Genomic DNA, 25,493 nt, shown 5'->3' on the forward strand with positions numbered 1-25,493 from the left:
CTGCATGGCAACCAGTATGTTGTAACTATTTTGACGCCAAAAAAAACGCGGCCCGAAGGCCGCGTAAACGGATAATCATACTTACTTATTTTTCTTGGTATTACGGCCATATACCAGCCACGTAATCACGACGCAGGCGATATAGAAGACGAGGAAGACTTTCATGGCACCGGCCGGAGAGCCGGTCAGGTCCAGAGAGATACCGAACGCTTTCGGGATAAAGAAGCCGCCAATCGCGCCGATGGCGGAGATAAAGCCCAGCGCCGCAGCCGTATCCGTCGCCGCTTCGCGCATGGCCTGTTCTTCGCTTCCGCCCTGCGCTTTTACGCGGTCCATGGTCAGCTTACGGAAGATCACGGAGATCATCTGGAAGGTGGACGCGCTCCCCAGCCCGGCCGTCAGGAACAGCACCATAAACACGCCGAAGAAGGCGATGAAGTTACCGCCCTGTCCGTCGGCCGGCAGCGTGAGGAACAGCAACGCACAGAAGACCGCCATCACGACGAAGTTAACCAGCGTCACCCGGGTACCGCCCAGACGGTCAGACACCATGCCACCCAGCGAGCGAGCAAGGGCGCCAATAAATGGGCCGAAGAAGGCGAATTGCAGGATCTGCACGTCCGGGAATTGCGTTTTCGACAGCATCGCGAAGCCCGCCGAGAAGCCGATAAACGAACCGAAGGTCGCCAGATACAGCAGCGCCATCACCCAGAGGTGTCCACGCTTCAGCACCGGCAGCTGTTCGCTCAGCGACGCCTTCGACGCGGACAGGTCATTCATAAAGAACCAGGCTGCGAGGGTGAAGACCACGAGGAACGGCACCCAGATCCAGGCTGCGTTTTGCAGATAGAGGGAAGAACCGTCCGCCTGCTCAACGCCAGCGCCGCCAAAGGCTGCAAAAATCGAGACCGAGATCGCCAGGGGAGCGATCAGCTGCATCACGCTCACGCCCATATTGCCCAGACCGCCGTTAATCCCCAGCGCGCCGCCCTGCTTCGCTTTCGGGAAGAAGAAGCTGATGTTGGCCATACTGGAGGCGAAGTTCGCCCCGGCAAAGCCGCACAGCAGGGAGATAATCACGAACACGCTGAACGGCGTGGAGGTATCCTGCACCGCGAAGCCCAGCCACACGCAGGGGATAATCATGATGCCCGTACTGAATGCCGTCCAGCGACGGCCGCCAAAGACCGGCACCATAAACGCGTAAGGGACGCGCAGCAACGCGCCTGACAGCGACGGCAGCGCGGTCAGCATAAACAGCTGATCGGTCGTGAACGTAAAGCCGACTTTAGGCAGGTTTACTGCCACCGCGCTAAACAACATCCATACGCAAAACGCTAATAACAAACACGGCACGGAAATCCACAGATTTCGGCTTGCTACACGATGGCCGCGCTGTTGCCAGAACGCCGGATCCTCTGGACGCCAGTCAGTAATAACGGCACCATTTTCCCTTTCGGGAACGGATGAGTGACTCATAGACACCTCTGATTCTCGAATGATGCTGCAAACATTAGGGTTTTAGGGCGGCGGTAAGTTGATATAAATCAAAGGAAAAGTGGGAGGATTTGCGGCACAAAAAAAGGTGTTATCCTTAGTGAGTAGGCTAATTCGGTAAAAAAGACGTGGTTTTTCACGGCACTGACGATTCCCTGTAACGCCCACCTCTTGCCCCCTACTCCGTTGGCAATTTAGGGGTAATCCTTTATTGGTATGGGTATACTCCAGGGTATGCACCAGAATAGCGCCATTCCTGCAAGCAGGCCACGTCAGGAGCACGCCCACTCAATGTTAAAAAGATGCTTATCTCCGCTAACGCTCGTGAATCAGCTCGCCCTGATTGTGTTGCTGTCCACCGCCATTGGCGTGACCGGCATGGCGATCTCCGGCTGGCTGGTACAAGGGGTACAGGGTAATGCGCATGCCATCAACGAGGCAGGCTCACTACGCATGCAGAGTTATCGCCTGCTGGCGGCGGTTCCCCTGACGCAGGACGATCGGCCTTTAATCGATGAAATGGAGCGCACGGCGTTCAGCCCCGAGCTGGAAAACGCCGCTATCCGCGCAGGCCAGCAGTCCCAGTTGAAAGCCCTTCAGGGGTACTGGCACACCCAACTGCAGCCCGGCCTGAAACAGGCGCGCAGTACAGAAGCCGTTGCCCAGGACGTGGCGGGGTTTGTCTCCCGCATTGACGCGCTGGTCTCCGCTTTTGACCAGACGACCGAATTACGCATCGACCGGGTGGTGATGGTACACCGGGCCATGGCGTTGTTTATGGGCCTGCTGCTGATCTTCACCATCGTGTGGCTCCGCGCGCGGCTGTTGAATCCCTGGAAACAGCTGCTGGCAATGGCCCGCGCGGTGACCGCGCGCGATTTTACCCAGCGCACGCACATCAGCGGGCGCAATGAGATGGCCATGCTCGGCCAGGCTCTCAATACCATGTCGGCAGAGCTCTCCGAGAGCTACGCGGTGCTGGAACAGCGTGTTCAGGAAAAAACGGCCGGGCTGGAGCAGAAAAACGAGATCCTCTCCTTCCTCTGGCAGGCCAACCGTCGGCTGCACATGCAGGTGCCGTTGTGTGAACGTCTTTCGCCGGTGCTGAACGGCCTGCAAAATCTGACCCTGCTTCGCGACCTGGAGCTGCGGGTCTACGATGTGGAAGACGAAGAGAACCACCAGGAATTTACCTGTCAGTCCGATATGTCCTGCGATGACAAAGGCTGCCATCTTTGCCCTCGCGGCCTGCCGCCGCTGACCTCCGGCGGCACGACCCTGAAGTGGCGCCTGACGGACAGCCACACCCAGTACGGCATTCTGCTGGCCACCCTGCCAACCGGACGCCACCTGAGCCACGACCAGCAGCAGCTGGTGGATACGCTGGTTGAACAGCTGACGGCCACGCTGGCGCTCGACAGGCATCAGGAAAAACAGCAGCAGATTATCGTCATGGAAGAGCGCGCGACCATCGCCCGTGAGCTGCACGACTCCATCGCCCAGTCGCTCTCCTGTATGAAAATGCAGGTGAGCTGCCTGCAGATGCAGGATGCGGAGATGCCCGAAAGCAACAAGCAGCTGCTCAGCCAGATCCGCAACGAGCTAAACACCTCCTGGGTGCAGCTGCGCGAGCTGCTGACCACCTTCCGCCTGCAGCTGACCGAGCCGGGCCTGCGCCCGGCGCTGGAATCAAGCTGTCACGAATTTAGCGCCCGGCTGGGGTTCCCGGTGAAGCTGGATTATCAGCTGCCGCCGCGGTTTGTCCCCTCCCATCAGGCCATCCATCTACTGCAGATCGCCCGCGAAGCGCTGAGCAACGTGCTTAAACACGCTGAAGCAACGGCGGTCACGGTCACCGTCAGCCAGCACGACAATCAGGTGAAACTGACGGTTCACGATAACGGCCGCGGCGTGCCGGAAAATGCCGAACGCACTAACCACTATGGTTTAATCATTATGCGAGACCGCGCTCAAAGCCTGCGCGGTGATTGCCAGGTTCGCCGGAGAGAAACGGGCGGCACGGAAGTTGTCGTCACCTTTATTCCCGAGAAACCGCTCACAACTGCTCAAGGAGAAACCCATGACTAATCAGGAACCGGCATCCATCCTGTTGATCGACGACCATCCGATGCTGCGTACTGGCGTGAAACAGCTGGTCAGCATGGCACCCGATATCACCGTGGTGGGCGAAGCCAGTAACGGTGAACAGGGCATTGAGCTTGCCGAATCCCTCGATCCCGATCTGATCCTGCTCGATCTGAATATGCCGGGCATGAACGGTCTGGAGACCCTCGACAAGCTGCGGGAAAAATCGCTTTCCGGCCGCATCGTCGTCTTTAGCGTGTCTAACCATGAGGAGGACGTGGTCACGGCGCTGAAGCGTGGTGCGGATGGCTATCTGCTGAAAGACATGGAGCCGGAAGATCTGCTTAAGGCGCTGCAGCAGGCGGCGGCGGGCGAGATGGTGCTCAGCGAAGCCTTAACGCCGGTGCTGGCCGCCAGCCTGCGCGCTAACCGCGCCACCTCTGACCGTGACGTCAGCCAGCTCACGCCGCGCGAGCGCGACATTCTCAAACTGATTGCCCAAGGGCTGCCGAACAAAATGATCGCCCGCCGTCTGGATATCACCGAAAGCACGGTCAAAGTGCACGTGAAGCATATGCTGAAGAAAATGAAGTTAAAATCTCGCGTTGAAGCCGCCGTGTGGGTGCATCAGGAACGCATCTTCTAAGGACTACTCCTCCGGCAGCAGCTTCCAGCGCGGATCGTCGTCAGGCAGTGCGACCAGCGGCTGCACCACGGCCAGCGTGATCTCATTGGACGAGACGCGCTGGCCTTTCTCATCTTCTACCACCGCCGACAGGTGCCAGCGGTTTGTCGCCCCTTCCCGATCATCCCAGGCAGGGATAATCACGCTCCAGCCGTCGCTGCTGTTGCTTTTCGCCGGCGACGTCAGGCTCAGTGCCTGCGTATCGCCCTGCCAGTGGATCTGACGGATGCCGTGCGTGCTGCGAACCTGCAGCTTCAGCATCACGGTCTCACCCCCTTTCAGATCCCACGGCGGCGTGGCCAGCCAGACGGATAGCGTTTTACGCTGGCGGAACTCCATCACCGGCAGGCTGGTGCGCTCAGGTGAGTCGTAGCGGCTGCCGCGCAGGGAGCGCGTGGCGGCGACCTCATCGGCGGAAAGCTGCTTAGCCAGCGGCACGCCAAAGCGATAGTTGAGCTTCAGTCCGAGGTTATTCTGGCTCGCGCCGCTTTCGCCCTGCTTGTGCCCGGCGGTCAACGTCACCAGCGGAACGGGGGTATAGTTAAGCCCCAGATTGACCGCAACCGGGTTGTGGTAGCCGGTGCCGCTGTTGAACAGGTCGACGTTATCGCCAAAATATTGCTCAAAGCTGACGCTGGTATTCAGATGATGGAACCACGGCAGCCAGGCTTTAGCGGTCACGTCATATCCCCGCGCCATGCGCTGCTCCTGAACGTCAGATCGCGCACGCCATCCGGCAAAGGGCTGATAATAGTTCGCTGACAGGCGCAGATTTTCCCCCCACGCTTCCGCCCCCAGCCCGGCACGCTGCAGGTTTTCATCCAGAAGATTATCGTAAAAGGTGTTGTAGCCCAGCAGCCACTTCCCGGCGACCCAGCGCTGACCAATTCCGGCATTGCTGACCAGGCCATCCGTCTGCTGCGTCAGGCCAAGCTGGCTCCAGCTCAGGTAGCGGTTAGTATCATTCCACGGGATAAACCAGCTCCCGCTGCTGCCGTTAAATTTGCCGTCGTTATCCACCAGCAGGTTCACGCTGGCGTTTCCCCAGGGCGACAGCCAGGACTCAATCTGCTGGTTCACTTCCCCGCTTACCGCGTCGCGCACCTGACCAAAGGCAAACTGACGCGCCTGCTCGCCGGTCGTCAGCCCGTTGTCGGTCATGCTGGCTTCACCAAAGGCTTTCGCCATTTCGGCCAGGTGTTTTTCCCCTTCGCCGGTGGGCGCCGCCATGCCGAGATCGGGCAGACTATCCCCATTATTATCAAAGGGGTTCTGGGCCTGATGCATAAAGGAATTCGGCGCACCGTGAACGGCTCCGGCCGACAGAAGGGAGAGTAATAGCAGAGAACGAATGCGAGACGATACAGCCATCAACGTCGGGATTTGCGCCTGAGTTTTGTAAAAGACGCTCTTACCTTAACGCTATTAAGAAAGAATTGCAGCCTTACGGGAAATTTCAGGAATATCCTGAAGTTTATTGACGGCTGCAGGCAGCGTAAACTCGGTAAACCTTATATTATTCGTGCCTTTATAAGAACAGGAGTCAACATGCAGAAGATTGTGATCGTCGCCAACGGTGCGGCCTACGGGAGTGAATCGCTTTTTAACAGCCTGCGCCTGGCCATTGCGCTGCGCGAAAAAGAGAGTGACCTCGCGTTACGCCTCTTTTTAATGTCGGACGCGGTCACCGCCGGGCTGAAGGGACAAAAACCGGCCGAGGGCTATAACATTCAGCAGATGCTGGAGATCCTGACCGCGCAAAACGTGCCGGTGAAGCTGTGCAAAACCTGCACCGACGGGCGCGGTATCACCGGGCTGCCGCTGATTGATGGCGTAGAAATTGGTACGCTGGTTGAGCTGGCCGAGTGGACGTTGTCCGCGGATAAAGTATTAACTTTTTAATAATAAACCCGTAAAAATATTATTTTCTTATGGACGCGGTTTCAGCATCAAGTTTACCTGCGGGGTTGCCGATAGGCATGGAAACAACACAGCAGGTATTTCACTTATGTTCAGATCGATTCGTGCACGCATCATCGCGGCGACGGCAGGCTGTCTGGTCGTCGCCCTTCTCCTCAATACCGTTATTAACTTCCAGGTCACACGCCAGGATAACCAGCAGTCACAACGCGATATCCTGACCAGCACCAGCGCCAGCCATAACATGGCGATCGCCGACTGGGTCAAAAGCAAGATGACGGTGATTGCCTCTGCCCAGACCGTTGCGCTGAGTGACGATCCGGTTCCGGTGTTTAAACAGCTTGCGCAGGCGGGTGGATTCACCAACGTTTATGTGGGCTACGCCAGCAAAACGGCGAAATTCTCTGAGCCCGCGGGTGTCCCGGCGGATTATGACCCGACCATTCGCCCGTGGTATCAGCAGGTGGTCAGCACGGATGGCCCGGTCGTCACCGCGCCTTACGTTGATGCGGGTACCGGTAAACTGGTGGTGACTTTCGCCGTGCCGGTGAAAGAGAATGGCGCCCTGAAAGCGGTGGTGGCGGGCGATGTGGCCATGGACAGCGTGGTGGCGAATGTGCGCGGGATCCATCCAACTCCGTCCAGCAGCGGCTTGCTTCTGAACAGTGACGGCAGCGTGATAGCGGCTAACGATCCGGCGCTGACGCTTAAACCGTTTGCTGAGACCATCAAAGGCATCGATTTTACTGCGCTGAAAAGCGGTAACCTTGTCGACGGTACGCTTAACGACGTCGAAAAAACCTTCGTGGCGACAGCCGTGCCGGGTACAAACTGGCTGCTGGTCGTCGCCCTCGACAACGGTGACGCCACCTCCGGTATGCGTTCCCTGCTTAAGGCATCGGCGATTTCGCTGGTGATCCTGGCGCTGCTGAGCGCGGCCATTGTTCATCTCCTGATTGCCCGTCTGCTGAAGCGCCTGTCTGACATTCGCGACGCGATGCACAACATTGCCAACGGGACTAACGATCTGTCGCAGCGTCTGCCGGACAGCGGCGAGGACGAGGTGGCGCAGATTGCCCAGGCCTTTAACGCCTTCAGCGATAAGCTGTCGGTGGTGATGGTGCAGCTCCGCGATGCCAGCGAGTCGGTGAAAAATGCCGCCCAGGAGATTGCGGCGGGTAACCAGGATCTCTCCGGACGTACCGAGCAGGCAGCATCCAGCCTGCGCGAGACGGCCAGCGCCGTGGAGCAGATCACCGCCTCCGTGACCCAGTCGAACGAGTCGGCGGCAGAAGCGAATGACCAGGCGAGCAAGGCCTCTGCGGCCGCTGCGCGCGGCGGCGAAGTGGTATCCCAGGCGATCAGCACCATGCAGTCCATCGAAGTCGCGTCGGCTAAAATTGGCGACATCACCAGCGTGATTGACGGTATCGCGTTCCAGACCAACATTCTGGCGCTGAATGCCTCCGTCGAGGCGGCCCGTGCCGGGGAGCAGGGGCGCGGGTTTGCCGTGGTAGCAGGCGAAGTGCGTAACCTGGCGAGCCGTAGCGCCCAGGCGGCGAAAGAGATCAAATCGCTGATCGATTCCACCACCGACAGCGTGGCCACCGGCTCCCGCTACGTGCATCTGGCCGGGGAAAGCATGGACGAGATCCGCTCCAGCATCGGCAGCGTCTCCGGCATCATGCGCGAAATATCCATCGCCACCAGCGAGCAGATGAAAGGCATTCACGAGATCAACCACGCGGTGACCCATCTCGACCGCATGGTCCAGCAGAACGCCGAGCTGGTGGTGCAATCCGCCGCCGCTGCGGGCGCCCTGCAGAGCCAGGCGGGCGACCTTGCTGAAACCGCCGGCCATTTCCGCATTTAATTTTCTCGCGGCGCGCGTTTAGCGGGTAAAACGCGCGCCAGCGGAAATTCTGAGGAATTTTGTCATTTTTGTTTAATCGTTATGCCATTTTTTGATCAAAATCAGCATCCCACCCCCTCCCCTTTGGTGTTATGCCATGAGTGAATTGTGAACAACATCACGCTCGGATATGGCAGCAGGGAGAGCGTTGTTTAAGACTACGGGGTAAAAAATGGCACAGGTAAAAACAAGTTTGAAGCTGTTTGGCGGGGATACGGTTGTGGTGCGTTGCTCAGAGCGCTGTCGTATTCATCTCATGAGTGCGAAAGCACAAAAACAATCCCAGGCGGATATTCTGACCGTGCAGGACGATAAGGCCTGGCTTACCGTGCCATATACCGGCACGTGGGATGTGCTGATCGACAGCCACAGCCAGTCACTGGAGCATTCTGTCAGTTACGTAGCAGCATAACGTCAAACGCCCGGCAATCCGGGCGTATTTTCAGGCAAAACCCGGTCGCAGCGTGCCGTTGAGCGGGTTCCCTTCCAGCAGTGCCTTCACCTTCGCCACCAGCTCATTCAGACAATCGTCCTGCATGCCGAGGCGGGTCAACTCCTGATCGAGGGAGAAGAGATACTGCGCGTTAGTTCCCAGCGGTCCGCTGGCGGCAGCAATCAACGGGGCAATGACCTGCGTGCGGGTGTCCGCTTCATACAGCGGATGGCGCGGGTCCATGATAAACACCAGCGCATTGACGGTGCGACCGTCGTCCAGCTCCAGCTTGCACCAGCTCGGCATATAGCAGCCGGTGATCATCTCACGCTTCCAGAGCAGCGTAAGCTCCTCTTCCAGCGTGGCATCCGGGAGGCGATACGCCACGCCCGTGGTGCGCCCGCCCTCTTTCAGTGCAAGCATACGTCCGGGTTGGCACGCGCTGCCGCGTCCGGCCGTCAGACGCAGGCAAAATGCGCGGTGCCAGCCAGGCAGCGTTCCCGTTGCCGATTCGACAAATTCCAGAGCCGGGTTCCACATCAGGGAGCCGTAGCCAAAAATCCATACCGGGCCATCATCCGGGCGGCAGGCAAGCGTGGCAGCAAGTGACGCCGCACGCTGTTCAGCTGACCAGAGAAGCGATTCCTCAATAGCACCAAATGCCGTCTTACAATCTGCCTTCATTAAGAAATCACGCGTTAACACTTTCCACCTCCGCCACTGCATGCTTCCTTGCGACATCTGTAATTCGCCTTCCCGGCATTATGTGCTGGTCATTTTGCCAGCAGTTAAATAACGATAAGCAATTAGCGGACCAGTTGCAATACAACGGCAGTTCAACCGCCTGAAAAGTCAAAATGAAGGCAGCGAATTATTTCACGGCTATTTCTTTTTGTGCCATTTATCGTCGTCTCCTTTTTCATATTCATGTTTTACGGCGGCCCAGGCGACTTTGTGTGCCGTCTCTTCACGGCTGGCATCATCCCGGCGATCGTCCTTATCTTTGTACTGATCCCAGGCACTGTTAAACGCCTCTTTGTAGATTTCCTGCGCATGAGCGGGCAGCACGTTTTGCACGTTATCGGGTAATTCGCGTTTCGTTTTATATGGCATCACTCACCTCTCTTTTGCTTAAAGAGATAAGTGTGGACGACGATATGCCAGCGTGCCACCCGGTCTAAATTTATGGATTAACATTATATTTAATTAATTGTTATTTAATAAATATTATGTGAAAACCGTCAATTACAGGAGTCAGGCATTAAATTTATGACAAAGGGTAAAATTAAGTAAAAAGTTAAGGGTATTTAACAGAGATCTGTTAATTTAATGCCCTCAAAAATCTATCTATAATTACAAGCACCTGCATTGATGGAGAAGCACATGACAGCAACACACGAGGCGGTAAAGACCCGCCACAAGGAGACGTCTCTCATTTTCCCGGTTCTGGCACTGGCTGTGCTGCTCTTCTGGGGAAGCAGTCAGTCACTGCCAGTGGTGGTTGGTATCAATATTCTTGCCCTGGTCGGTATTTTAACCAGCGCCTTTAGCGTCGTTCGCCATGCGGACGTACTGGCCCACCGTCTGGGCGAGCCCTACGGATCGTTAATTCTCAGCCTTTCCGTCGTTATTCTCGAAGTCAGCCTGATTTCCGCGCTCATGGCGACCGGCGATGCCGCACCGACGCTTATGCGCGACACGCTTTACTCGATCATTATGATTGTGACGGGCGGCCTGGTGGGCTTCTCTCTGCTGCTGGGCGGGCGTAAATTTGCGACCCAGTATATGAACTTGTTCGGCATTAAACAGTATCTAATTGCCCTCTTCCCGCTGGCGATTATCGTGCTGGTCTTCCCGATGGCGCTGCCGGGTGCAAACTTCTCCACCGGTCAGGCGCTGCTGGTCGCGCTGATTTCCGCAGCCATGTACGGCGTGTTCCTGTTGATTCAGACCAAAACGCACCAGAGCCTGTTTGTGTATGAGCATGAAGACGACAGCGACGATGATGACCCGCACCACGGTAAGCCGTCGGCCCACAGCAGCGCGTGGCATACGGTTTGGCTGATCGTGCATCTGATTGCGGTGATTGCCGTCACCAAGATGAACGCCAACCCGCTGGAAACATTGTTAACCGAGCTGAACGCGCCGGTAGCCTTTACCGGCTTCCTGGTGGCACTGCTGATCCTGTCTCCTGAAGGGCTGGGCGCGCTGAAAGCCGTCTTAAACAATCAGGTACAGCGCGCAATGAACCTGTTCTTCGGCTCCGTGCTGGCGACCATTTCACTCACCGTGCCGGTGGTGACGCTGATTGCCTTTATGACCGGTAACGAGTTGCAGTTTGCGCTGGGCGCGCCGGAGATGATTGTGATGGTAGCCTCGTTGCTGCTGTGCCAGATTTCGTTCTCAACCGGGCGCACCAACGTGCTTAACGGGGCTGCGCATATGGCGCTGTTTGTGGCTTATTTGATGACGATTTTTGCGTAGTCTGTTTGCCCGGCGGCGCTTCGCTTGCAGGGCCTATGGGTCGTAGGCCGGGTAAGCGCAGCGTCACCCGGCAAAATGCCCCATAAAAAAACCCGCCGAAGCGGGTTTTTTATTATTTGCTGGTATCCAGCTCGTCGAAGCTCTTCACCAGATCGTCAATCGCCTTGATCTGTTTCAGGAACGGCTCCAGCTTATCCAGCGGCAGCGCGGATGGGCCGTCGCATTTTGCGTTATCCGGATCCGGGTGCGCTTCAATGAACAGACCTGCCAGACCGGTTGCCATACCGGCACGCGCCAGTTCGGTCACCTGAGCACGACGGCCACCGGACGCGGCGCCAAACGGGTCGCGGCACTGCAGCGCGTGGGTCACGTCGAAAATTACCGGAGACTGGCCGGAGACATTTTTCATCACGCTGAAGCCCAGCATGTCCACCACCAGGTTGTCGTAACCGAAGTTAGCGCCACGGTCGCACAGGATCACCTGATCGTTACCACCTTCGATAAACTTATCGACGATGTTGCCCATCTGACCCGGGCTCACGAACTGTGGTTTTTTCACGTTGATCACGGCACCGGTTTTCGCCATCGCGGCAACCAGGTCGGTCTGGCGAGCCAGGAATGCCGGGAGCTGAATCACGTCAACCACGTCTGCCACCGGCTGCGCCTGAGAGGCTTCATGCACGTCGGTGATCACTTTCACGCCAAAGGTCTGCTTCAGCTCCTGGAAAATCTTCATCCCCTCTTCCAGGCCCGGGCCACGGTAAGAGTTGATGGAGGAGCGGTTGGCTTTGTCAAAAGAGGCTTTAAACACGTACGGGATGCCCAGCTTCTGGGTCACGGTCACGTAGTGCTCGCAGATACGCATGGCGAGGTCGCGAGATTCCAGCACGTTCATGCCGCCAAACAGCACGAAAGGCAGGTCGTTTGCTACCTTGATATCACCAATGCTAACCACTTTTTGTTTCATAGGATCGCCTTATTCAGGTGTGAATCGGAATTAAGATTAATGCAGTGTAATTTGCTTGTGCGAGATCGCGTTGATCTGCGCACGAATCATTTCGCTAATGGGGTCTTCCGGACACTGCTCAACGAAATAGCTCAGATCGTTTAGCGCCACGTGTTCGCAGTCGAGCTGGGCATAGATCAGCCCGCGGTCGCGAATTTCGTACGGGTCTTCCGGATTAAACTGCAGCAGCACTTCGCTGGCGCGCAGGGCCAGCTCCATCTGACGCTCTTCCATTAACGCTGACTTCAGCGTATCGAGCAGCTTGCGGATCACTTCTGCGTTATCCGCCTCGTCGAGATCTTCGTTGAAGAGCTCAGCCACCGGGCTGATGTTGCCTTTCAGCCACACGTCCAGCGTATGTTCATCCAGCGTGTCGCCGTTGAAGGGATTAATGAGCCACATCTCACCGTCCAGCCACTCCGCACGCAGGATCATCTGCGTCGGGAAAATGACCGGCACCAGCGGAATATCCAGGCGGTGCGCGACCCACAGTAAAATAGAGCCCAGCGCAACGGCGCTGCCCTGACGATTTTTTAAGACCTGGTCCAGCCATAATGCGTCAGACAGGCGATACACGCCCCGCGTGTCGCAGAAACCCCATTCGCCGTAGAAAAGCTCAAGCAGCTTCTCTAATTGCCAGTCTTGCGGCCGCGCCTGATTAATCTCTTCACGCGCCAGGCTGACCAGATTCTCCAGCTCATCGTAGACAAACTGCGACGTAAAATCGTCGCGAATCATCTCAGAAATCAGGATCATGCCATCGCAAAGCGGCACTTTATTAAATTCGAAATCGGCTAAGGACCTCATGACTTACCCCAGTAACGACCGAGCGCACAGCGACGCCCGGACGAGATAAAACTCAAAACGATGTAGATGATAACGCCAAACCGCCTTTCAGTCAGCCTTACGCCTTTATCAGTAAATGGCAGATAGCCTGAACTCATAGCCACTGCCCCAGCGTCAGGCGTTCATTGCCGCCGTAGTCGCGGCAGGTTTTGACGTCGGCGTAACCCGCCTGGGTAAACAATGCCCGCACGCTTTCTCCCTGCGTCCAGCCATGCTCCACAAGAAGCCAGCCGCCGGAAAGTAAATGTTGTCGTGACATTGTCACAATGTGATCAAGGTCGGCTAAACCTTCCCTGGCGGCGACCAGCGCCGTCAGCGGTTCGAAGCGCACATCACCCTGCGCAAGGTGCGGGTCATGTTCGTCAATATAGGGCGGGTTACTGACAATGATGCCGAACGTCTGGTTCTCCAGCGCGCTAAACCAGCTGCTTTGCAGCACCGTTACGTTGGTCAGGCCAAGACGTTCCATGTTGCGCTGCGCCAGCGCCACCGCGTCGGGCATCACATCCACCGCCGTCACCGCGCAGTCGGGTCTTTCACTGGCGAGCGCCAGCGCGATGGCCCCGGTGCCCGTACCGAGATCGAGAATGCGGCAGGCCGCCGCCGGTAAACGCGCCAGCGCCTGTTCGACCAGACACTCGGTATCGGGACGCGGGATCAGCGTCGCCGCCGAGACGTAAAGCGGTAACGACCAGAACTCGCGCTCACCGACAAGGTGCGCCACCGGCTCGCCGTGCTTACGGCGGGCAAGCAGCGTGGCGAGCCGTGCTTCCTGCTCAGCGGTCAGTTCGGTTTCACCGAAGGCCAGCAGGTACGTGCGGGCTTTGCCCGTCACATGCTCAAGCAAAATTTCGGCATCGCGTTTCGGGCTTTCGCTTTCGGAAAGCTCAGCGGCAGCCTCACGTAACCAGCGCTGAAAATCCATTATTCCTGCTCGGACAGTGCCGCCAGCTGGTCGGCCTGGTATTCCTGCACGATAGGCTCATTCAGCATATCCAGCTTGCCTTCCATCACTTCATCCAGACGATACAGCGTCAGGTTGATGCGGTGGTCGGTCACGCGCCCCTGCGGGAAATTGTAGGTACGGTTACGGTCGCTGCGATCGCCGCTCCCCAGCAGGTTACGACGCGTTGACGCTTCCGCCTGCTGGCGTTTCGCCATTTCGGCCGCGTGGATGCGCGCACCCAGCACGGACAGCGCTTTGGCCTTGTTTTTATGCTGGGAACGTTCGTCCTGACACTCCACCACGATACCGGTTGGCAGGTGGGTAATACGGATGGCGGAGTCGGTGGTGTTAACGTGCTGACCACCCGCCCCGGAGGAGCGGAAGGTATCAATACGCAGGTCCGCCGGGTTGATGTCCGGCAGCTCCGCTTCCGGCAGCTCCGGCATCACCGCCACCGTACAGGCGGAGGTGTGGATTCGGCCCTGAGATTCGGTGGCCGGAACGCGCTGCACGCGGTGACCGCCGGATTCAAACTTGAGACGACCGTATACGCCGTCGCCGCTGATCTTGGCGATAACCTCTTTGTAGCCACCGTGTTCGCCTTCGTTGGCGCTCATGATCTCCACGCGCCAGCGACGCGACTCGGCGTAGCGGCTGTACATGCGGAACAGATCCCCGGCAAACAGTGCCGCTTCGTCACCGCCGGTCCCGGCGCGGACTTCCACGAACGCGTTACGCTCGTCGTCCGGATCTTTTGGCAGCAGAAGCACCTGAAGCTGCTGCTCCATCTCCTCAGAACGCGCTTTCGCATCCTGCAACTCTTCCTGCGCCATCTCGCGCATTTCAGGATCGTCGAGCATCATCTGCGCGGTTTCAATATCTTCCTGAACCTGTCGCCAGCCGGTAAAGCATTTAGAAACATCACTTAACTGCGCGTATTCACGTGAGAGCGCGCGAAAACGCTCCTGGTCCGCAATGGTCCCGGCATCGCCGAGCAGCGCCTGGACTTCTTCATGGCGCTCGTGCAGAGCTTCCAGTTTAGCGACGATAGAAGGCTTCATAGGCGTAAGTGCACCTTGTCTTAGAAAATGGGTATAGGGCGCTATTCCAGCCCGAGGCTGTTGCGCAGAATAGTCAGGCGTTCATCATCCCCGTCACGGGCAGCCTGCTGAAGAGATTTGGTTGGCGCATGGATCAGGCGGTTGGTCAGTTTCCACGCCAGATCCTGCATAATTGCATGTGCGTCGCCGCCCTGCTCCAGGGCCGCTAACGCTTTGGCTGTCAGGTCGTCACGCACCTGCTCCGCCTGTCCGCGATACTCGCGGATGGTCTCGCTGACGCTTTGCGCGCGCAGCCAGGCCATAAACTCACTGGTTTCCTGCTCAACAATGGTTTCCGCCTGCACCGCCGCCGCTTTACGCTGGGCGAGGTTGTGCGAAATGATGCTTTGCAGGTCATCCACGCTGTAGAGGTAGGCGTTAGGCAGCTTGCCCACTTCCGGCTCAACATCGCGCGGGACGGCAATATCCACCAGCAGCATCGGCTGATTACGACGGGACTTCAGCGCGCGCTCCACCATCCCTTTGCCGATAATCGGCAGCGGACTGGCAGTCGAGCTGATAATAATGTCCGCCTCTTTCAGACGTTCATCGATGTCGCTCAGGGCAACCACCTCTGCGCCCACTTCATCCGCCAGCACCTGCGCGCGTTCGCGGGTGCGGTTAGCGATAATCATCTTTTTCACTTTATGCTCGCGCAGATGGCGCGCCACAAGTTCGATGGTTTCGCCCGCGCCCACCAGCATCACGGTAACGGTAGAGAGGGATTCAAAGATTTGGCGCGCAAGGGTGCAGGCCGCGAAAGCAACGGAAACCGCACTGGCACCAATGTCGGTTTCGGTTCGCACACGCTTCGCCACGGAGAATGACTTCTGGAACATGCGCTCCAGCTCGCTGGCCTTCAGATGCCCTTTTTGCGAATCCGCAAAGGCTTTTTTCACCTGACCCAGAATTTGCGGTTCGCCGAGCACCAGCGAATCCAGCCCGCTGGCCACGCGCATCAGATGGCTGACGGCATCGTTGTCCTGATGCCAGTACAGGCTGTTGCGCAGCTCGTCTTCATTGAGATTGTGGTAGTCGCATAACCAGCGGATCAGCGCTTCGTGCAGGTTATCCTGCTCTTCCACGCTTAAATAGAGCTCGGTACGGTTGCACGTCGAGAGCACCACGCCACCCTGCACCATAGGCTGTGCAAGCAGGCTGTCCAGCGCCAGGTCGAGCGTATCTGGCGAAAACGTTACGCGTTCTCGCAGCGAAACCGGGGCCGTTTTGTGGTTGATGCCGAGTGCTAATAGGGTCATGTTGAGCGGGAGTAGTACCAGCGTTAATAAGGTTAGCAGAACGCATCATACAGGATGCGCGAGATCAATAAAAGAGACAGCCCCCTTTCGGAGTAATAGGTTACACAACGCTTTGAGATAATTTGAACGTAGACGGTAGCCTCCTTCGACGCTAGCATTAACAGTTATAACTGCAACGTATCTCAAGGATTTGTCCTCATTATGACCCGACTGATTCGCCTGCTGCCCCTGGCGGCACTGGTTCTGACCGCCTGTACCGTCACTCAACCAAAAGGCCCGGGCAAAAGCCCTGACTCGCCACAGTGGCGTCAGCACCAGCAGGACGTCCGTAATTTGAACCAGTACCAGACCCGCGGCGCGTTTGCTTATCTTTCGGATGAGCAAAAAGTGTATGCACGCTTCTTCTGGCAACAAACGGGTCAGGACAACTATCGCCTGCTGCTGCTGAACCCGCTGGGCAGCACCGAGCTGGAGCTTATCGCGAAACCGGGCGAAGCGCAGATCACCGATAACAAAGGCCAGCACTACACCGCAACCGATGCCGAAGAGATGATTGGCAAGCTGACCGGAATGCCTATCCCGCTCAACAGCCTGCGCCAGTGGATCCTCGGCCTGCCGGGTGACGCCACCGACTATACCCTGGATGATCAATATCGTCTGAGCCAGGTGAACTACACCCAGAACGGCAAGACCTGGAAAGTGGTGTACAGCGACTATGACAGCAAGAGTAAACCGTCGCTGCCATCGAATATGGAACTGACCCAGGGCAGCCAGCGCATCAAGCTGAAAATGGACAACTGGATCGTTAAATGATGACCCACTGGCCCTCTCCGGCAAAACTGAATCTGTTTTTATACATTACCGGCCAGCGCGCTGACGGCTATCACACCCTGCAGACGCTGTTTCAGTTTATTGACTATGGCGACACGATCTCCATTGAACTGCGTCAGGACGGGCAGATTTGCCTCCTGACGCCGGTCGACGGCGTGGCGCATGAGGACAACCTGATTGTGCGCGCCGCGCGTCTGCTGATGAACGCCGCTGCGGAATCAGGTCGTCTACCTGCGGGAAGCGGTGCGGATATTCGTATCGAGAAACGTCTGCCGATGGGCGGCGGTCTGGGCGGCGGCTCATCTAACGCCGCCACGGTGCTGGTTGCCCTGAACCACCTCTGGGGCTGCGGGCTGTCGCAGGACGAACTGGCCGCCCTGGGCTTAACGCTGGGCGCGGATGTTCCGGTGTTTGTTCGCGGTCATGCGGCCTTTGCCGAGGGCGTGGGGGAAATCCTCTCCCCGGTCAACCCGCCGGAAAAATGGTATCTGGTTGCTCACCCCGGCGTGAGCATTCCGACCCCGGTCATCTTTAAAGATCCTGACCTGAAAAGAAATACTCCGATTCGGTCAATAGAAACGTTATTAAATTGTGAATTCAGCAACGATTGCGAGGATATCGCAAGAAAACGTTTTCGCGAGGTTGATGCGGTGCTTTCCTGGCTGTTAGAATACGCGCCGTCGCGCCTGACTGGTACAGGGGCCTGTGTCTTTGCTGAATTTGACACCGAATCCGCCGCTCGTCAGGTGCTTGAGCAAGCGCCGGTTTGGCTGCATGGTTTTGTAGCGCGTGGGATGAACATTTCCCCCCTACAGCAGGCCATTCTGGCGCAGACTGAGTTTCGGTGACAACGTCACCCTGTTCCAGACGTTGCATCGCGCTCTTTAATACACCGCCTGGATAGCCTTTGCCTGGCCCGCACAGTTTACGGCGAACGCTATCCACCACTGGACGCATGCCTGAGGTTCTTCTCGTGCCTGATATGAAGCTTTTTGCTGGTAACGCCACCCCGGAACTAGCACAACGTATTGCCAACCGCCTGTACACTTCCCTCGGCGACGCCGCCGTAGGTCGCTTTAGCGACGGCGAAGTCAGCGTACAAATCAACGAAAATGTACGCGGTGGTGATATTTTCATCATCCAGTCCACCTGTGCTCCAACGAACGACAACCTGATGGAACTGGTTGTTATGGTCGACGCCCTGCGTCGCGCTTCCGCAGGCCGTATCACTGCTGTAATCCCTTACTTCGGCTATGCCCGCCAGGACCGTCGCGTCCGTTCCGCGCGTGTGCCAATTACCGCGAAAGTTGTCGCTGACTTCCTGTCCAGCGTTGGCGTTGACCGCGTACTGACCGTTGACCTGCACGCAGAGCAGATCCAGGGCTTCTTCGACGTCCCGGTTGATAACGTATTCGGCAGCCCAATCCTGCTGGAAGACATGCTGCAGCTGAACCTGGATAACCCAATCGTGGTTTCTCCGGACATCGGCGGCGTGGTACGTGCCCGTGCTATCGCTAAGCTGCTGAACGATACCGACATGGCGATCATCGACAAACGTCGTCCGCGCGCTAACGTTTCTCAGGTGATGCACATCATCGGTGACGTGGCTGGCCGCGACTGCGTGCTGGTTGACGACATGATCGATACCGGCGGTACGCTGTGTAAAGCGGCTGAAGCGCTGAAAGAGCGTGGTGCCAAGCGCGTATTCGCTTACGCGACCCACCCGATCTTCTCCGGCAATGCCGTAAACAACCTGCGCAACTCCGTGATTGACGAAGTTGTGGTATGCGATACCATCCCACTGAGCGACGAGATCAAGGCACTGCCAAACGTGCGTACCCTGACCCTGTCCGGGATGCTGGCCGAAGCGATTCGTCGTATCAGCAACGAAGAATCCATCTCTGCAATGTTCGAACACTGATCGAGCACGGCCAAAAAACCCGCTGCGGCGGGTTTTTTTGTCTCTGGGTTTTATTTGTATGATTAATGCCTCCTTCACCTGCCATTCATATGACAGATGATGCGCATACGGATGATAGATAATTGTGAAAAACGTAGCCTCCTCACATGTTCTGCCCTTTCGCGCCCTCATCGACGCCTGCTGGAAAGAGAAGTACACCTCCTCACGCTTTGTGCGTGACCTGATTGCCGGGATCACCGTCGGCATTATTGCCATCCCGCTGGCGATGGCGCTGGCGATTGGCAGCGGCGTTGCGCCGCAGTACGGCCTGTACACCTCAGCCGTGGCCGGGATCGTCATCGCTCTGACCGGCGGCTCGCGCTTCAGCGTCTCCGGCCCGACTGCCGCCTTTGTGGTGATCCTCTACCCGGTTTCACAGCAGTTTGGTCTGGCAGGCCTGCTGGTCGCCACCCTGATGTCCGGGGTCTTTTTGATTCTGTTTGGTCTGGCCCGTTTTGGGCGGCTGATTGAGTACATCCCCCTTTCCGTGACGCTGGGGTTCACCTCGGGGATTGGGATCACCATCGGAACCATGCAGATCAAGGATTTCCTCGGCCTGCAAATGGCTCACGTCCCTGAACACTATCTGCAAAAAGTGGGCGCGCTGTTTATGGCGCTACCGACTGCGAACCTCGGCGACGCCGCCATCGGGATGGTGACGCTGGGCACGCTGATCGTCTGGCCTCGTCTGGGCATTCGACTGCCGGGCCATCTGCCCGCGCTGCTGCTGGGCTGCGCGGTGATGGCTATCGTCAATATGTTCGGTGGTCATGTCGCGACTATCGGCTCACAGTTCCACTATGTTCTGGCGGACGGTTCACAGGGCAGCGGCATTCCGCAACTGTTGCCGCAGCTGGTGCTGCCGTGGGATATGCCCGGCTCCAGCTTTACCTTAAGCTGGGACTCCCTGCGCGCCCTGCTTCCCGCCGCGTTCTCGATGGCGATGCTGGGGGCGATTGAATCCCTGCTCTGCGCCGTCGTTCTGGACGGGATGACCGGCACCAAGCACAAAGCTAACAGCGAACTGGTCGGTCAGGGACTGGGGAACCTCGTCGCGCCGTTCTTTGGCGGTATTACCGCAACGGCAGCCATCGCCCGTTCCGCGGCCAACGTGCGTGCGGGGGCAACGTCACCCGTTTCGGCAGTTATCCATTCCGTACTGGTGATCCTCGCCCTGCTGATCCTCGCCCCGCTGCTCTCCTGGCTACCGCTTTCCGCCATGGCCGCCCTGCTGCTGATGGTGGCCTGGAACATGAGTGAGGCGCACAAGGTGGTAAACCTGCTGCGTCGTGCGCCGAAAGACGACATCATTGTGATGCTGATCTGTATGTCGCTGACCGTGCTGTTCGATATGGTCATCGCCATCAGCGTCGGGATCGTGCTGGCGTCCCTGCTGTTTATGCGCCGTATCGCGCAGATGACGCGCCTCTCCCCGGTCAACGTAGAGGTGCCTGACGATGTGCTGGTTCTGCGCGTGATTGGCCCGCTGTTCTTCGCCGCGGCGGAAGGTCTGTTCAGCGATCTGGAATCCCGCATCGCGGGCAAGCGGATTGTGGTGCTGAAATGGGATGCCGTGCCGGTGCTGGATGCGGGCGGACTGGACGCCTTCCAGCGCTTTGTGAAACGTCTGCCGGAAGGCTGCGAGCTGCGGGTGAGTAACCTCGAATTCCAGCCCCTGCGCACCATGGCGCGCGCGGGCGTGCAGCCGATCCCTGGCCGCCTTGCCTTTTATCCTAACCGTGAAGCCGCTTTAGCGGATCTGTGAATTGCCTGATGCAGAGGAACGTCTCTGCATCATCACCCCAATCGCCTGCTGAAGCCACCCAAGCACGGCAGGCGTCATCCATGTTCCCTTCATCAGATGCGGCTCCTGCTGCATGGCCGTGCGAAACTTTTGCTGGGTCTCCGGACGGGTGCCCGCGTACGACTGGAATAACGCCAGCCAGTTTTCAGCCAGCTTTTGCGCCTCCTCCGAGGCAGGATCGATATTCTCCCGCTGCGCGTGATGCAGTTTTGCCACCAGCGGCGGCCACTCCATCATGCGGTCAAAGTAGTGCTTCCGGGTAAAGGCCATCTCCTCGGCGGAAAGATATTTTTCCCAGATAATCAGCTTCGACTCGGCGAACGCCCGCGTAATGTAATCGGTCATTTCCGGCGTGATGCCGGTCTGCACCTGCATCTGTGGCTCCACGCTGTGCATCTCATTCAGCCGGGTGAGAAACTCCGGCTTGCCCGCCGTGTCCTGCTCCAGGCGTTCCATCCAGCGCGTCGCCAGGTCCATCGCCCGCGGGTCCGTGACGGGTATGTGCTGTTTCAACAGCGTGTTTGCTTCCGCAACAAGCCCTGACCAGATAGCCGTCAGCGCATCCTTCTGCACCGCAAACGGCAGCTGCTGTAACTCTTCTTTGCTAAACCAGCGATCGTACATATTCATTAACTCCAGAGTCTGTAGCCAGGATTCCAGATCCAGCGTCGCATCGTTGAGCAGCCCGGTGCGCAGTTCGACCAGCCGGTCGCGCAGCGTATGTATGCTGCGCAGCTGTTTATCCAGCAGCGTGATTTGCGCATCGAGTAACTCGGTTAACGACAGCGACTCCTGTTCCAGGAAATCCCTGATTTCAGCAAGTTCCAGCCCCGCTTTTGCCAGCGCCTGGATCATGTGCAGACGCTGAACATCCGCCAGGTTGTAGAGCCGGTAACCTGCCGCTCTTCTGGCAGAAGGCAGCAACAACCCTGTTTGCTCATAGTGATGCAATGTGCGTACGGTGATCCCGGCCCGTTTCGCCAGCTCACCCACCTGAATCAACATAACTGCTCCTTTTACTTTGCCAGTGCCGCTACTCTGGAGCCTTACGTTACGTGAGGGTCAACCCTTGATGCAAAAAAAACGACTCCCTGAGGAGCCGTTTCGGTATTCTTTAACGTAGCGTCAGCTGTGCTTATGCTGATCGCGACGACAACGTTTGTCGTAGTGGCGCACCCACCAGTATTTGTCACACACTTCCTCATGGCCGCTCACGCGTGCTCCCGCCAGCCACAACACTGCACCAATGAAGATGCTCAATATCGCACCATGCGCAAAGTATTGCGGGAGATCAAGCTGCGGCAACTGGTTTAAAATTGAATAACCCACGCCGGCTACCATCACGAACAGCCCCAACCCCATGAGCACGTTACCGAGTAACGAAGCGTTTTTGCGTTTCATGTGTCACCTCCGGAACTTTGGGTTGTCAGGGGAAAAGCCCCTAATCCTTGTGTGTAAAGTATAGACAACGCCCCTTTTATGAGTTGCGTGAATGATCACAATTACAGATAACTCCCAAACAAAAGTTTACAAATAACACGTTGAACAGCTTGAAATTCTAATTGTTCAGATAAGTAATTATTCTTATTTCGCTGCGACGATCGCAGAATTTTGTCAAGCGGCGCGCCAGACAGTAAACTACGCGCCAGATCTGGAACCCATTAGGAATTGAATCGTGACGATTAAACTGATTGTCGGCCTCGCCAACCCGGGCGCAGAATATGCGGCCACCCGCCACAATGCCGGGGCATGGTACGTCGATCTGCTGGCCGAGCGGTTACGTGCTCCCCTGCGTGAAGAACCTAAATTCTTCGGGTATACCTCACGTATCAACCTTGCTGGCGCGGACGTTCGCTTACTGGTGCCTACCACCTTTATGAACCTGAGCGGTAAAGCCGTAGCGGCGATGGCAACGTTTTATCGCATTAATCCGGATGAAATTCTGGTCGCCCACGATGAGCTGGATCTTCCCCCAGGCGTGGCAAAATTCAAGCTGGGCGGCGGGCACGGCGGCCACAACGGCCTAAAAGACATCATCAGCAAGCTGGGCAATAACCCGAATTTCCACCGTTTGCGCGTGGGAATCGGCCATCCGGGCGATAAAAACAAAGTTGTCGGTTTCGTGCTCGGTAAGCCACCGGTTTCTGAGCAGAAACTGATTGACGAGGCGGTAGACGAAGCGGCACGCTGCACGGAAATCTGGCTGAAAGACGGCTTAACCAAAGCGACAAACCGCTTACATGCTTTCAAAGCGCAATAATCCGCCCGATACGGCTTTTTTACCGCGCGTCATGCGGGTTACGTGTATAATAGGCGTAGTTATTTACTTTTCATCAATCGGTTATCGTTAACGGATTGATTATCAAGATATTAAGGTGATTTAGAAATGGGATTCAAATGCGGTATCGTCGGTCTGCCAAACGTGGGCAAATCCACCCTGTTTAACGCGCTTACCAAAGCGGGTATCGAAGCGGCGAACTTCCCGTTCTGTACCATCGAACCTAACACCGGCGTTGTGCCAATGCCTGATCCGCGTCTGGACCAGCTCGCGGAAATCGTTAAGCCGCAGCGCATTCTGCCAACCACCATGGAATTCGTGGACATCGCGGGCCTGGTAAAAGGCGCATCCAAAGGCGAAGGTCTGGGTAACCAGTTCCTGACCAACATCCGTGAAACCGAAGCGATCGGCCACGTTGTGCGCTGCTTCGAGAACGACAACATCATCCACGTTAACAACAAAGTGGATCCGGCTGACGACATCGACGTTATCAACACCGAGCTGGCGCTCTCTGACCTCGACACCTGCGAACGCGCGATTCACCGCGTGCAGAAGAAAGCTAAAGGCGGCGACAAGGACGCGAAAGCGGAACTGGCTGCGCTGGAAAAATGCCTGCCACAGCTGGAAAACGCCGGCATGCTGCGCGCGCTGAAAAACCTGACTGACGAAGACAAAGCGGCGATCAAATACCTGAGCTTCCTGACCCTGAAGCCAACCATGTACATCGCCAACGTTAACGAAGACGGTTTCGAGAACAACCCGTACCTGGACAAAGTGCGTGAAATCGCCGCGGCGGAAGGTTCTGTGGTTGTGGCGGTTTGCGCGGCCGTTGAATCCGACATCGCCGAGCTGGACGACGCCGACCGTGAAGAGTTCATGGCCGAGCTGGGTCTGGAAGAGCCGGGCCTGAACCGTGTGATCCGCGCAGGCTATGAGCTGCTGAACCTGCAGACCTACTTCACCGCTGGCGTGAAGGAAGTGCGTGCGTGGACCATCCCAGTGGGTGCGACTGCGCCTCAGGCGGCCGGTAAGATCCACACCGACTTCGAGAAAGGCTTTATTCGTGCGCAGACTATCGCGTTTGAAGACTTCATCACCTACAAGGGTGAGCAAGGCGCGAAAGAAGCAGGCAAGATGCGTGCGGAAGGGAAAGATTACATCGTTAAAGATGGCGATGTGATGAACTTCCTGTTTAACGTTTGATTGGTTTTGAATGAAAAAAATCCACGCTTTGGCGTGGATTTTTTTATTCCGGGGTTAAAACACATTTTCCAGGAGTTCTGTTTTCATGCTGGGTTCAAATGGAATGATCTCAACAGTCGCAAGCTTTAACCTCTGAAAAGGATCCTCGCGTAAGCGCTCTTCAAGAGAGGCAAGGCTCTCACATTTCGCGAGAATGACCCCACCATTTCTTGGGATCCGTCTACCGGATGTCAGGAAAATCCCCTCTGCGTACCCCTTTTTAAGCCACTCCACATGAGCAGGTATCGCTTCGTCGATTTCTTCGAGTGGTTTTATATAGGTCAAGATAACAATGTAAACCGTGGTCATCTTTTGCCTCTCAGCTTTTTTTAGTCGTTTGTTGGAATGCTTATGCACTCCTGCTTTTGCCACTGGGTATCGTTATGTTTTTTTTGGTACACATTAGAACTCAATAAGCAGGGCCTGATCGAGACAACTCGTTACGCTTCATATCATAGGAATAAAACCAATCATGCCAACCATTTTGTTTTGCTGTATAGCTACAGACAACGACCACTTCCTTTGACAAATTTAATGTTAAGTAATAGAAAGTTGCACCTTCAGGAGGAGCAGTCCAAAATAATTTTTCGCCCTGAGCATTGAAGATGGTTAAAGCGGTTGGTAATAGCTTTGGTTTACTCAATACAAATATTAATTCACGTATTGAATCGACAATTGCACAGTCTAAAAATGGCACATTAATTAGTAAGATTCTTTCACCGCATATCCATTCGAGCAAGTTATTTTCTTTTATACAATTGAGATTTTCAATCATAGTTAAACCTCAAATTACTTGATAACTATAAACCCTAGATTTACAAAGAAATCAACCCTATAATAATAGTTACCGCACTAAATAAAACGATGACTTTTTTCAAATATGAAAATCTAGAAAAGTTCAAATTTAAATGAAAGAGCATTGTTTCATATTAAATTCATTAACTTGCCGCACACTATAAGAATATATTATTTTTGTGAAAAGCAAGGCTTGTTTTTTCCTTCTCTAGTCTGAGTGGCTATAATAACATCATAAGCATCTCTTTCACTTTTTTGTGCTTTCAATGCTTCTTCTGATGTAATTTTTGATTCCTTTTCAATCATAGCAATAGTTCCATTGTCATATCGGATAAAATATTCACCCTCTCTTTTAATTATGAAAATTCCAAAACCTGTAAAAATAGCCTCATTCATTTTTCATATCTCTA

At 56.1% G+C, this 25,493-nt stretch carries 26 protein-coding genes and 1 pseudogene; 12 read left to right on the plus strand and 15 right to left on the minus strand.

Annotated elements, in window-relative coordinates; translation table 11 throughout:
- Positions 1–81: 81 nt before the first annotated feature.
- Entirely contained in the window at positions 82–1,479 is a 1,398-nt protein-coding gene (locus KGP25_RS13560) for a NarK family nitrate/nitrite MFS transporter (protein ID WP_223539107.1), read from the minus strand.
- 309 nt (positions 1,480–1,788) lie between these two features.
- Between KGP25_RS13560 and narX the strand changes: the two genes are divergently transcribed.
- Complete coding sequence (gene narX / locus KGP25_RS13565; protein ID WP_223539108.1) at positions 1,789–3,585, plus strand: nitrate/nitrite two-component system sensor histidine kinase NarX; 1,797 nt, start codon at positions 1,789–1,791, stop codon at positions 3,583–3,585.
- Positions 3,578–4,228 carry a two-component system response regulator NarL gene (gene narL, locus KGP25_RS13570; RefSeq protein ID WP_008499531.1) on the plus strand — a complete coding sequence of 217 codons (651 nt, stop codon included), beginning with the start codon at positions 3,578–3,580 and terminating at the stop codon, positions 4,226–4,228. The genes narX and narL overlap by 8 nt, the downstream gene beginning before the upstream one ends.
- A gap of 3 nt (positions 4,229–4,231) precedes the next feature.
- On the opposite strand, the gene KGP25_RS13575 is transcribed toward narL, so the two are convergent.
- Entirely contained in the window at positions 4,232–5,638 is a 1,407-nt protein-coding gene (locus KGP25_RS13575) for a YchO/YchP family invasin (protein ID WP_223539109.1), read from the minus strand.
- 177 nt (positions 5,639–5,815) lie between these two features.
- Here KGP25_RS13575 and KGP25_RS13580 point away from each other — a divergent pair, with 177 nt between their 5' ends.
- From KGP25_RS13580 to KGP25_RS13590, 3 genes are all read left to right on the plus strand, one after another.
- Entirely contained in the window at positions 5,816–6,169 is a 354-nt protein-coding gene (locus tag KGP25_RS13580) for a DsrE/DsrF/TusD sulfur relay family protein (protein WP_008499522.1), read from the plus strand.
- A 106-nt stretch (positions 6,170–6,275) separates the two neighbouring features.
- On the plus strand, positions 6,276–8,060 hold the full coding sequence (locus tag KGP25_RS13585) for a methyl-accepting chemotaxis protein (RefSeq protein ID WP_223539110.1): 1,785 nt from the start codon (positions 6,276–6,278) through the stop codon (positions 8,058–8,060).
- Positions 8,061–8,271: 211 nt separating this feature from the next.
- On the plus strand, positions 8,272–8,511 hold the full coding sequence (locus KGP25_RS13590; RefSeq protein ID WP_223539111.1) for a DUF1883 domain-containing protein: 240 nt from the start codon (positions 8,272–8,274) through the stop codon (positions 8,509–8,511).
- A 30-nt stretch (positions 8,512–8,541) separates the two neighbouring features.
- Here KGP25_RS13590 and KGP25_RS13595 read toward each other — a convergent pair whose 3' ends face one another.
- Positions 8,542–9,237: a gamma-glutamylcyclotransferase gene (locus tag KGP25_RS13595; RefSeq protein WP_023618421.1), complete on the minus strand. Its 696-nt coding sequence runs from the start codon at positions 9,235–9,237 to the stop codon at positions 8,542–8,544.
- 177 nt (positions 9,238–9,414) lie between these two features.
- Positions 9,415–9,645, minus strand: coding sequence for a putative cation transport regulator ChaB (chaB, locus tag KGP25_RS13600; RefSeq protein ID WP_223539112.1), 231 nt, complete (start codon positions 9,643–9,645; stop codon positions 9,415–9,417).
- A gap of 270 nt (positions 9,646–9,915) precedes the next feature.
- On the opposite strand from chaB, the gene chaA reads away from it, so the two are divergent.
- Entirely contained in the window at positions 9,916–11,016 is a 1,101-nt protein-coding gene (gene chaA / locus KGP25_RS13605) for a sodium-potassium/proton antiporter ChaA (protein WP_008499517.1), read from the plus strand.
- A 112-nt stretch (positions 11,017–11,128) separates the two neighbouring features.
- On the opposite strand, the gene kdsA is transcribed toward chaA, so the two are convergent.
- The 6 genes and pseudogenes from kdsA to hemA form a co-directional block, all read right to left on the minus strand.
- The gene (gene kdsA / locus KGP25_RS13610) at positions 11,129–11,983 is read right to left on the minus strand and encodes a 3-deoxy-8-phosphooctulonate synthase (RefSeq protein ID WP_023312123.1); all 855 of its coding nucleotides are present in this window, start codon (positions 11,981–11,983) and stop codon (positions 11,129–11,131) included.
- Positions 11,984–12,019: 36 nt separating this feature from the next.
- Positions 12,020–12,829, minus strand: coding sequence for an invasion regulator SirB1 (gene sirB1, locus KGP25_RS13615; RefSeq protein ID WP_024907069.1), 810 nt, complete (start codon positions 12,827–12,829; stop codon positions 12,020–12,022).
- Between the two features lie 29 nt (positions 12,830–12,858).
- Positions 12,859–12,981, minus strand: a pseudogene (locus KGP25_RS13620) (siroheme synthase); the annotation flags it as partial.
- Positions 12,963–13,793 carry a peptide chain release factor N(5)-glutamine methyltransferase gene (gene prmC, locus KGP25_RS13625; protein ID WP_223539113.1) on the minus strand — a complete coding sequence of 277 codons (831 nt, stop codon included), beginning with the start codon at positions 13,791–13,793 and terminating at the stop codon, positions 12,963–12,965. The gene prmC and the pseudogene KGP25_RS13620, both read right to left, overlap by 19 nt.
- On the minus strand, positions 13,793–14,875 hold the full coding sequence (prfA, locus tag KGP25_RS13630; RefSeq protein WP_223539114.1) for a peptide chain release factor 1: 1,083 nt from the start codon (positions 14,873–14,875) through the stop codon (positions 13,793–13,795). Before prfA ends, prmC begins: the two co-directional genes overlap by 1 nt.
- A 41-nt stretch (positions 14,876–14,916) precedes the next feature.
- Positions 14,917–16,173, minus strand: a complete 1,257-nt coding sequence (gene hemA / locus KGP25_RS13635) for a glutamyl-tRNA reductase (protein WP_024907067.1) — start codon at positions 16,171–16,173, stop codon at positions 14,917–14,919.
- Between the two features lie 201 nt (positions 16,174–16,374).
- Here hemA and lolB point away from each other — a divergent pair, with 201 nt between their 5' ends.
- From lolB to dauA, 4 genes are all read left to right on the plus strand, one after another.
- Positions 16,375–16,986: a lipoprotein insertase outer membrane protein LolB gene (gene lolB / locus KGP25_RS13640; RefSeq protein ID WP_063621904.1), complete on the plus strand. Its 612-nt coding sequence runs from the start codon at positions 16,375–16,377 to the stop codon at positions 16,984–16,986.
- Positions 16,983–17,852, plus strand: a complete 870-nt coding sequence (gene ispE, locus KGP25_RS13645; protein WP_167211156.1) for a 4-(cytidine 5'-diphospho)-2-C-methyl-D-erythritol kinase — start codon at positions 16,983–16,985, stop codon at positions 17,850–17,852. The genes lolB and ispE overlap by 4 nt, the downstream gene beginning before the upstream one ends.
- Before the next feature lie 125 nt (positions 17,853–17,977).
- The gene (gene prs / locus KGP25_RS13650) at positions 17,978–18,925 is read left to right on the plus strand and encodes a ribose-phosphate diphosphokinase (RefSeq protein WP_003856663.1); all 948 of its coding nucleotides are present in this window, start codon (positions 17,978–17,980) and stop codon (positions 18,923–18,925) included.
- 124 nt (positions 18,926–19,049) lie between these two features.
- Positions 19,050–20,729, plus strand: a complete 1,680-nt coding sequence (gene dauA, locus KGP25_RS13655; protein WP_063621908.1) for a C4-dicarboxylic acid transporter DauA — start codon at positions 19,050–19,052, stop codon at positions 20,727–20,729.
- On the opposite strand, the gene KGP25_RS13660 is transcribed toward dauA, so the two are convergent.
- Both KGP25_RS13660 and ychH read right to left on the minus strand, forming a co-directional pair.
- Positions 20,715–21,773 (minus strand): MerR family transcriptional regulator, encoded by a 1,059-nt coding sequence (locus KGP25_RS13660; protein WP_223539115.1) that lies wholly within the window; start codon positions 21,771–21,773, stop codon positions 20,715–20,717. The genes dauA and KGP25_RS13660 overlap by 15 nt on opposite strands.
- A gap of 120 nt (positions 21,774–21,893) precedes the next feature.
- The gene (ychH, locus tag KGP25_RS13665) at positions 21,894–22,169 is read right to left on the minus strand and encodes a stress-induced protein YchH (protein ID WP_024907062.1); all 276 of its coding nucleotides are present in this window, start codon (positions 22,167–22,169) and stop codon (positions 21,894–21,896) included.
- Between the two features lie 274 nt (positions 22,170–22,443).
- Here ychH and pth point away from each other — a divergent pair, with 274 nt between their 5' ends.
- Together pth and ychF are read left to right on the plus strand one after the other, a co-directional pair.
- A complete protein-coding gene (pth, locus tag KGP25_RS13670; protein ID WP_023336005.1) occupies positions 22,444–23,028 on the plus strand; it encodes an aminoacyl-tRNA hydrolase in 585 nt (194 codons plus the stop codon).
- Between the two features lie 126 nt (positions 23,029–23,154).
- Positions 23,155–24,249: a redox-regulated ATPase YchF gene (gene ychF / locus KGP25_RS13675; protein WP_003856650.1), complete on the plus strand. Its 1,095-nt coding sequence runs from the start codon at positions 23,155–23,157 to the stop codon at positions 24,247–24,249.
- 54 nt (positions 24,250–24,303) lie between these two features.
- Here the strand turns inward: ychF and KGP25_RS13680 are convergent, their stop codons facing one another.
- The 3 genes from KGP25_RS13680 to KGP25_RS13690 all read right to left on the minus strand — a co-directional run bounded on the left by KGP25_RS13680 (position 24,304) and on the right by KGP25_RS13690 (position 25,479).
- Complete coding sequence (locus KGP25_RS13680) at positions 24,304–24,597, minus strand: YciI family protein (RefSeq protein ID WP_223540565.1); 294 nt, start codon at positions 24,595–24,597, stop codon at positions 24,304–24,306.
- Between the two features lie 100 nt (positions 24,598–24,697).
- The gene (locus KGP25_RS13685) at positions 24,698–25,063 is read right to left on the minus strand and encodes a hypothetical protein (RefSeq protein WP_223539116.1); all 366 of its coding nucleotides are present in this window, start codon (positions 25,061–25,063) and stop codon (positions 24,698–24,700) included.
- 191 nt (positions 25,064–25,254) lie between these two features.
- Positions 25,255–25,479 carry a hypothetical protein gene (locus KGP25_RS13690; protein ID WP_223539117.1) on the minus strand — a complete coding sequence of 75 codons (225 nt, stop codon included), beginning with the start codon at positions 25,477–25,479 and terminating at the stop codon, positions 25,255–25,257.
- Positions 25,480–25,493: the final 14 nt, after the last annotated feature.

Origin of the sequence: Enterobacter sp. JBIWA003, from assembly GCF_019968825.1 — a bacterium.
Taxonomy (GTDB): Bacteria; Pseudomonadota; Gammaproteobacteria; order Enterobacterales; family Enterobacteriaceae; genus Enterobacter; species Enterobacter quasiroggenkampii.

Excerpts from the sequence above, each read along its gene's own strand:
- hemA (WP_024907067.1), bottom strand. The coding sequence starts at position 16,173 with ATGACCCTATTAGCACTCGGCATCAACCACAAAACGGCCCCGGTTTCG.
- KGP25_RS13590 (WP_223539111.1), top strand. The coding sequence starts at position 8,272 with ATGGCACAGGTAAAAACAAGTTTGAAGCTGTTTGGCGGGGATACGGTT.
- KGP25_RS13685 (WP_223539116.1), bottom strand. The coding sequence starts at position 25,063 with ATGATTGAAAATCTCAATTGTATAAAAGAAAATAACTTGCTCGAATGG.
- ychF (WP_003856650.1), top strand. The coding sequence starts at position 23,155 with ATGGGATTCAAATGCGGTATCGTCGGTCTGCCAAACGTGGGCAAATCC.
- KGP25_RS13585 (WP_223539110.1), top strand. The coding sequence starts at position 6,276 with ATGTTCAGATCGATTCGTGCACGCATCATCGCGGCGACGGCAGGCTGT.
- KGP25_RS13690 (WP_223539117.1), bottom strand. The coding sequence starts at position 25,479 with ATGAATGAGGCTATTTTTACAGGTTTTGGAATTTTCATAATTAAAAGA.
- KGP25_RS13680 (WP_223540565.1), bottom strand. The coding sequence starts at position 24,597 with ATGACCACGGTTTACATTGTTATCTTGACCTATATAAAACCACTCGAA.
- sirB1 (WP_024907069.1), bottom strand. The coding sequence starts at position 12,829 with ATGAGGTCCTTAGCCGATTTCGAATTTAATAAAGTGCCGCTTTGCGAT.
- KGP25_RS13660 (WP_223539115.1), bottom strand. The coding sequence starts at position 21,773 with ATGTTGATTCAGGTGGGTGAGCTGGCGAAACGGGCCGGGATCACCGTA.
- lolB (WP_063621904.1), top strand. The coding sequence starts at position 16,375 with ATGACCCGACTGATTCGCCTGCTGCCCCTGGCGGCACTGGTTCTGACC.
- ispE (WP_167211156.1), top strand. The coding sequence starts at position 16,983 with ATGATGACCCACTGGCCCTCTCCGGCAAAACTGAATCTGTTTTTATAC.
- KGP25_RS13560 (WP_223539107.1), bottom strand. The coding sequence starts at position 1,479 with ATGAGTCACTCATCCGTTCCCGAAAGGGAAAATGGTGCCGTTATTACT.
- kdsA (WP_023312123.1), bottom strand. The coding sequence starts at position 11,983 with ATGAAACAAAAAGTGGTTAGCATTGGTGATATCAAGGTAGCAAACGAC.
- chaB (WP_223539112.1), bottom strand. The coding sequence starts at position 9,645 with ATGCCATATAAAACGAAACGCGAATTACCCGATAACGTGCAAAACGTG.
- narL (WP_008499531.1), top strand. The coding sequence starts at position 3,578 with ATGACTAATCAGGAACCGGCATCCATCCTGTTGATCGACGACCATCCG.
- prfA (WP_223539114.1), bottom strand. The coding sequence starts at position 14,875 with ATGAAGCCTTCTATCGTCGCTAAACTGGAAGCTCTGCACGAGCGCCAT.
- chaA (WP_008499517.1), top strand. The coding sequence starts at position 9,916 with ATGACAGCAACACACGAGGCGGTAAAGACCCGCCACAAGGAGACGTCT.
- narX (WP_223539108.1), top strand. The coding sequence starts at position 1,789 with ATGTTAAAAAGATGCTTATCTCCGCTAACGCTCGTGAATCAGCTCGCC.
- ychH (WP_024907062.1), bottom strand. The coding sequence starts at position 22,169 with ATGAAACGCAAAAACGCTTCGTTACTCGGTAACGTGCTCATGGGGTTG.
- prmC (WP_223539113.1), bottom strand. The coding sequence starts at position 13,793 with ATGGATTTTCAGCGCTGGTTACGTGAGGCTGCCGCTGAGCTTTCCGAA.
- KGP25_RS13575 (WP_223539109.1), bottom strand. The coding sequence starts at position 5,638 with ATGGCTGTATCGTCTCGCATTCGTTCTCTGCTATTACTCTCCCTTCTG.
- KGP25_RS13580 (WP_008499522.1), top strand. The coding sequence starts at position 5,816 with ATGCAGAAGATTGTGATCGTCGCCAACGGTGCGGCCTACGGGAGTGAA.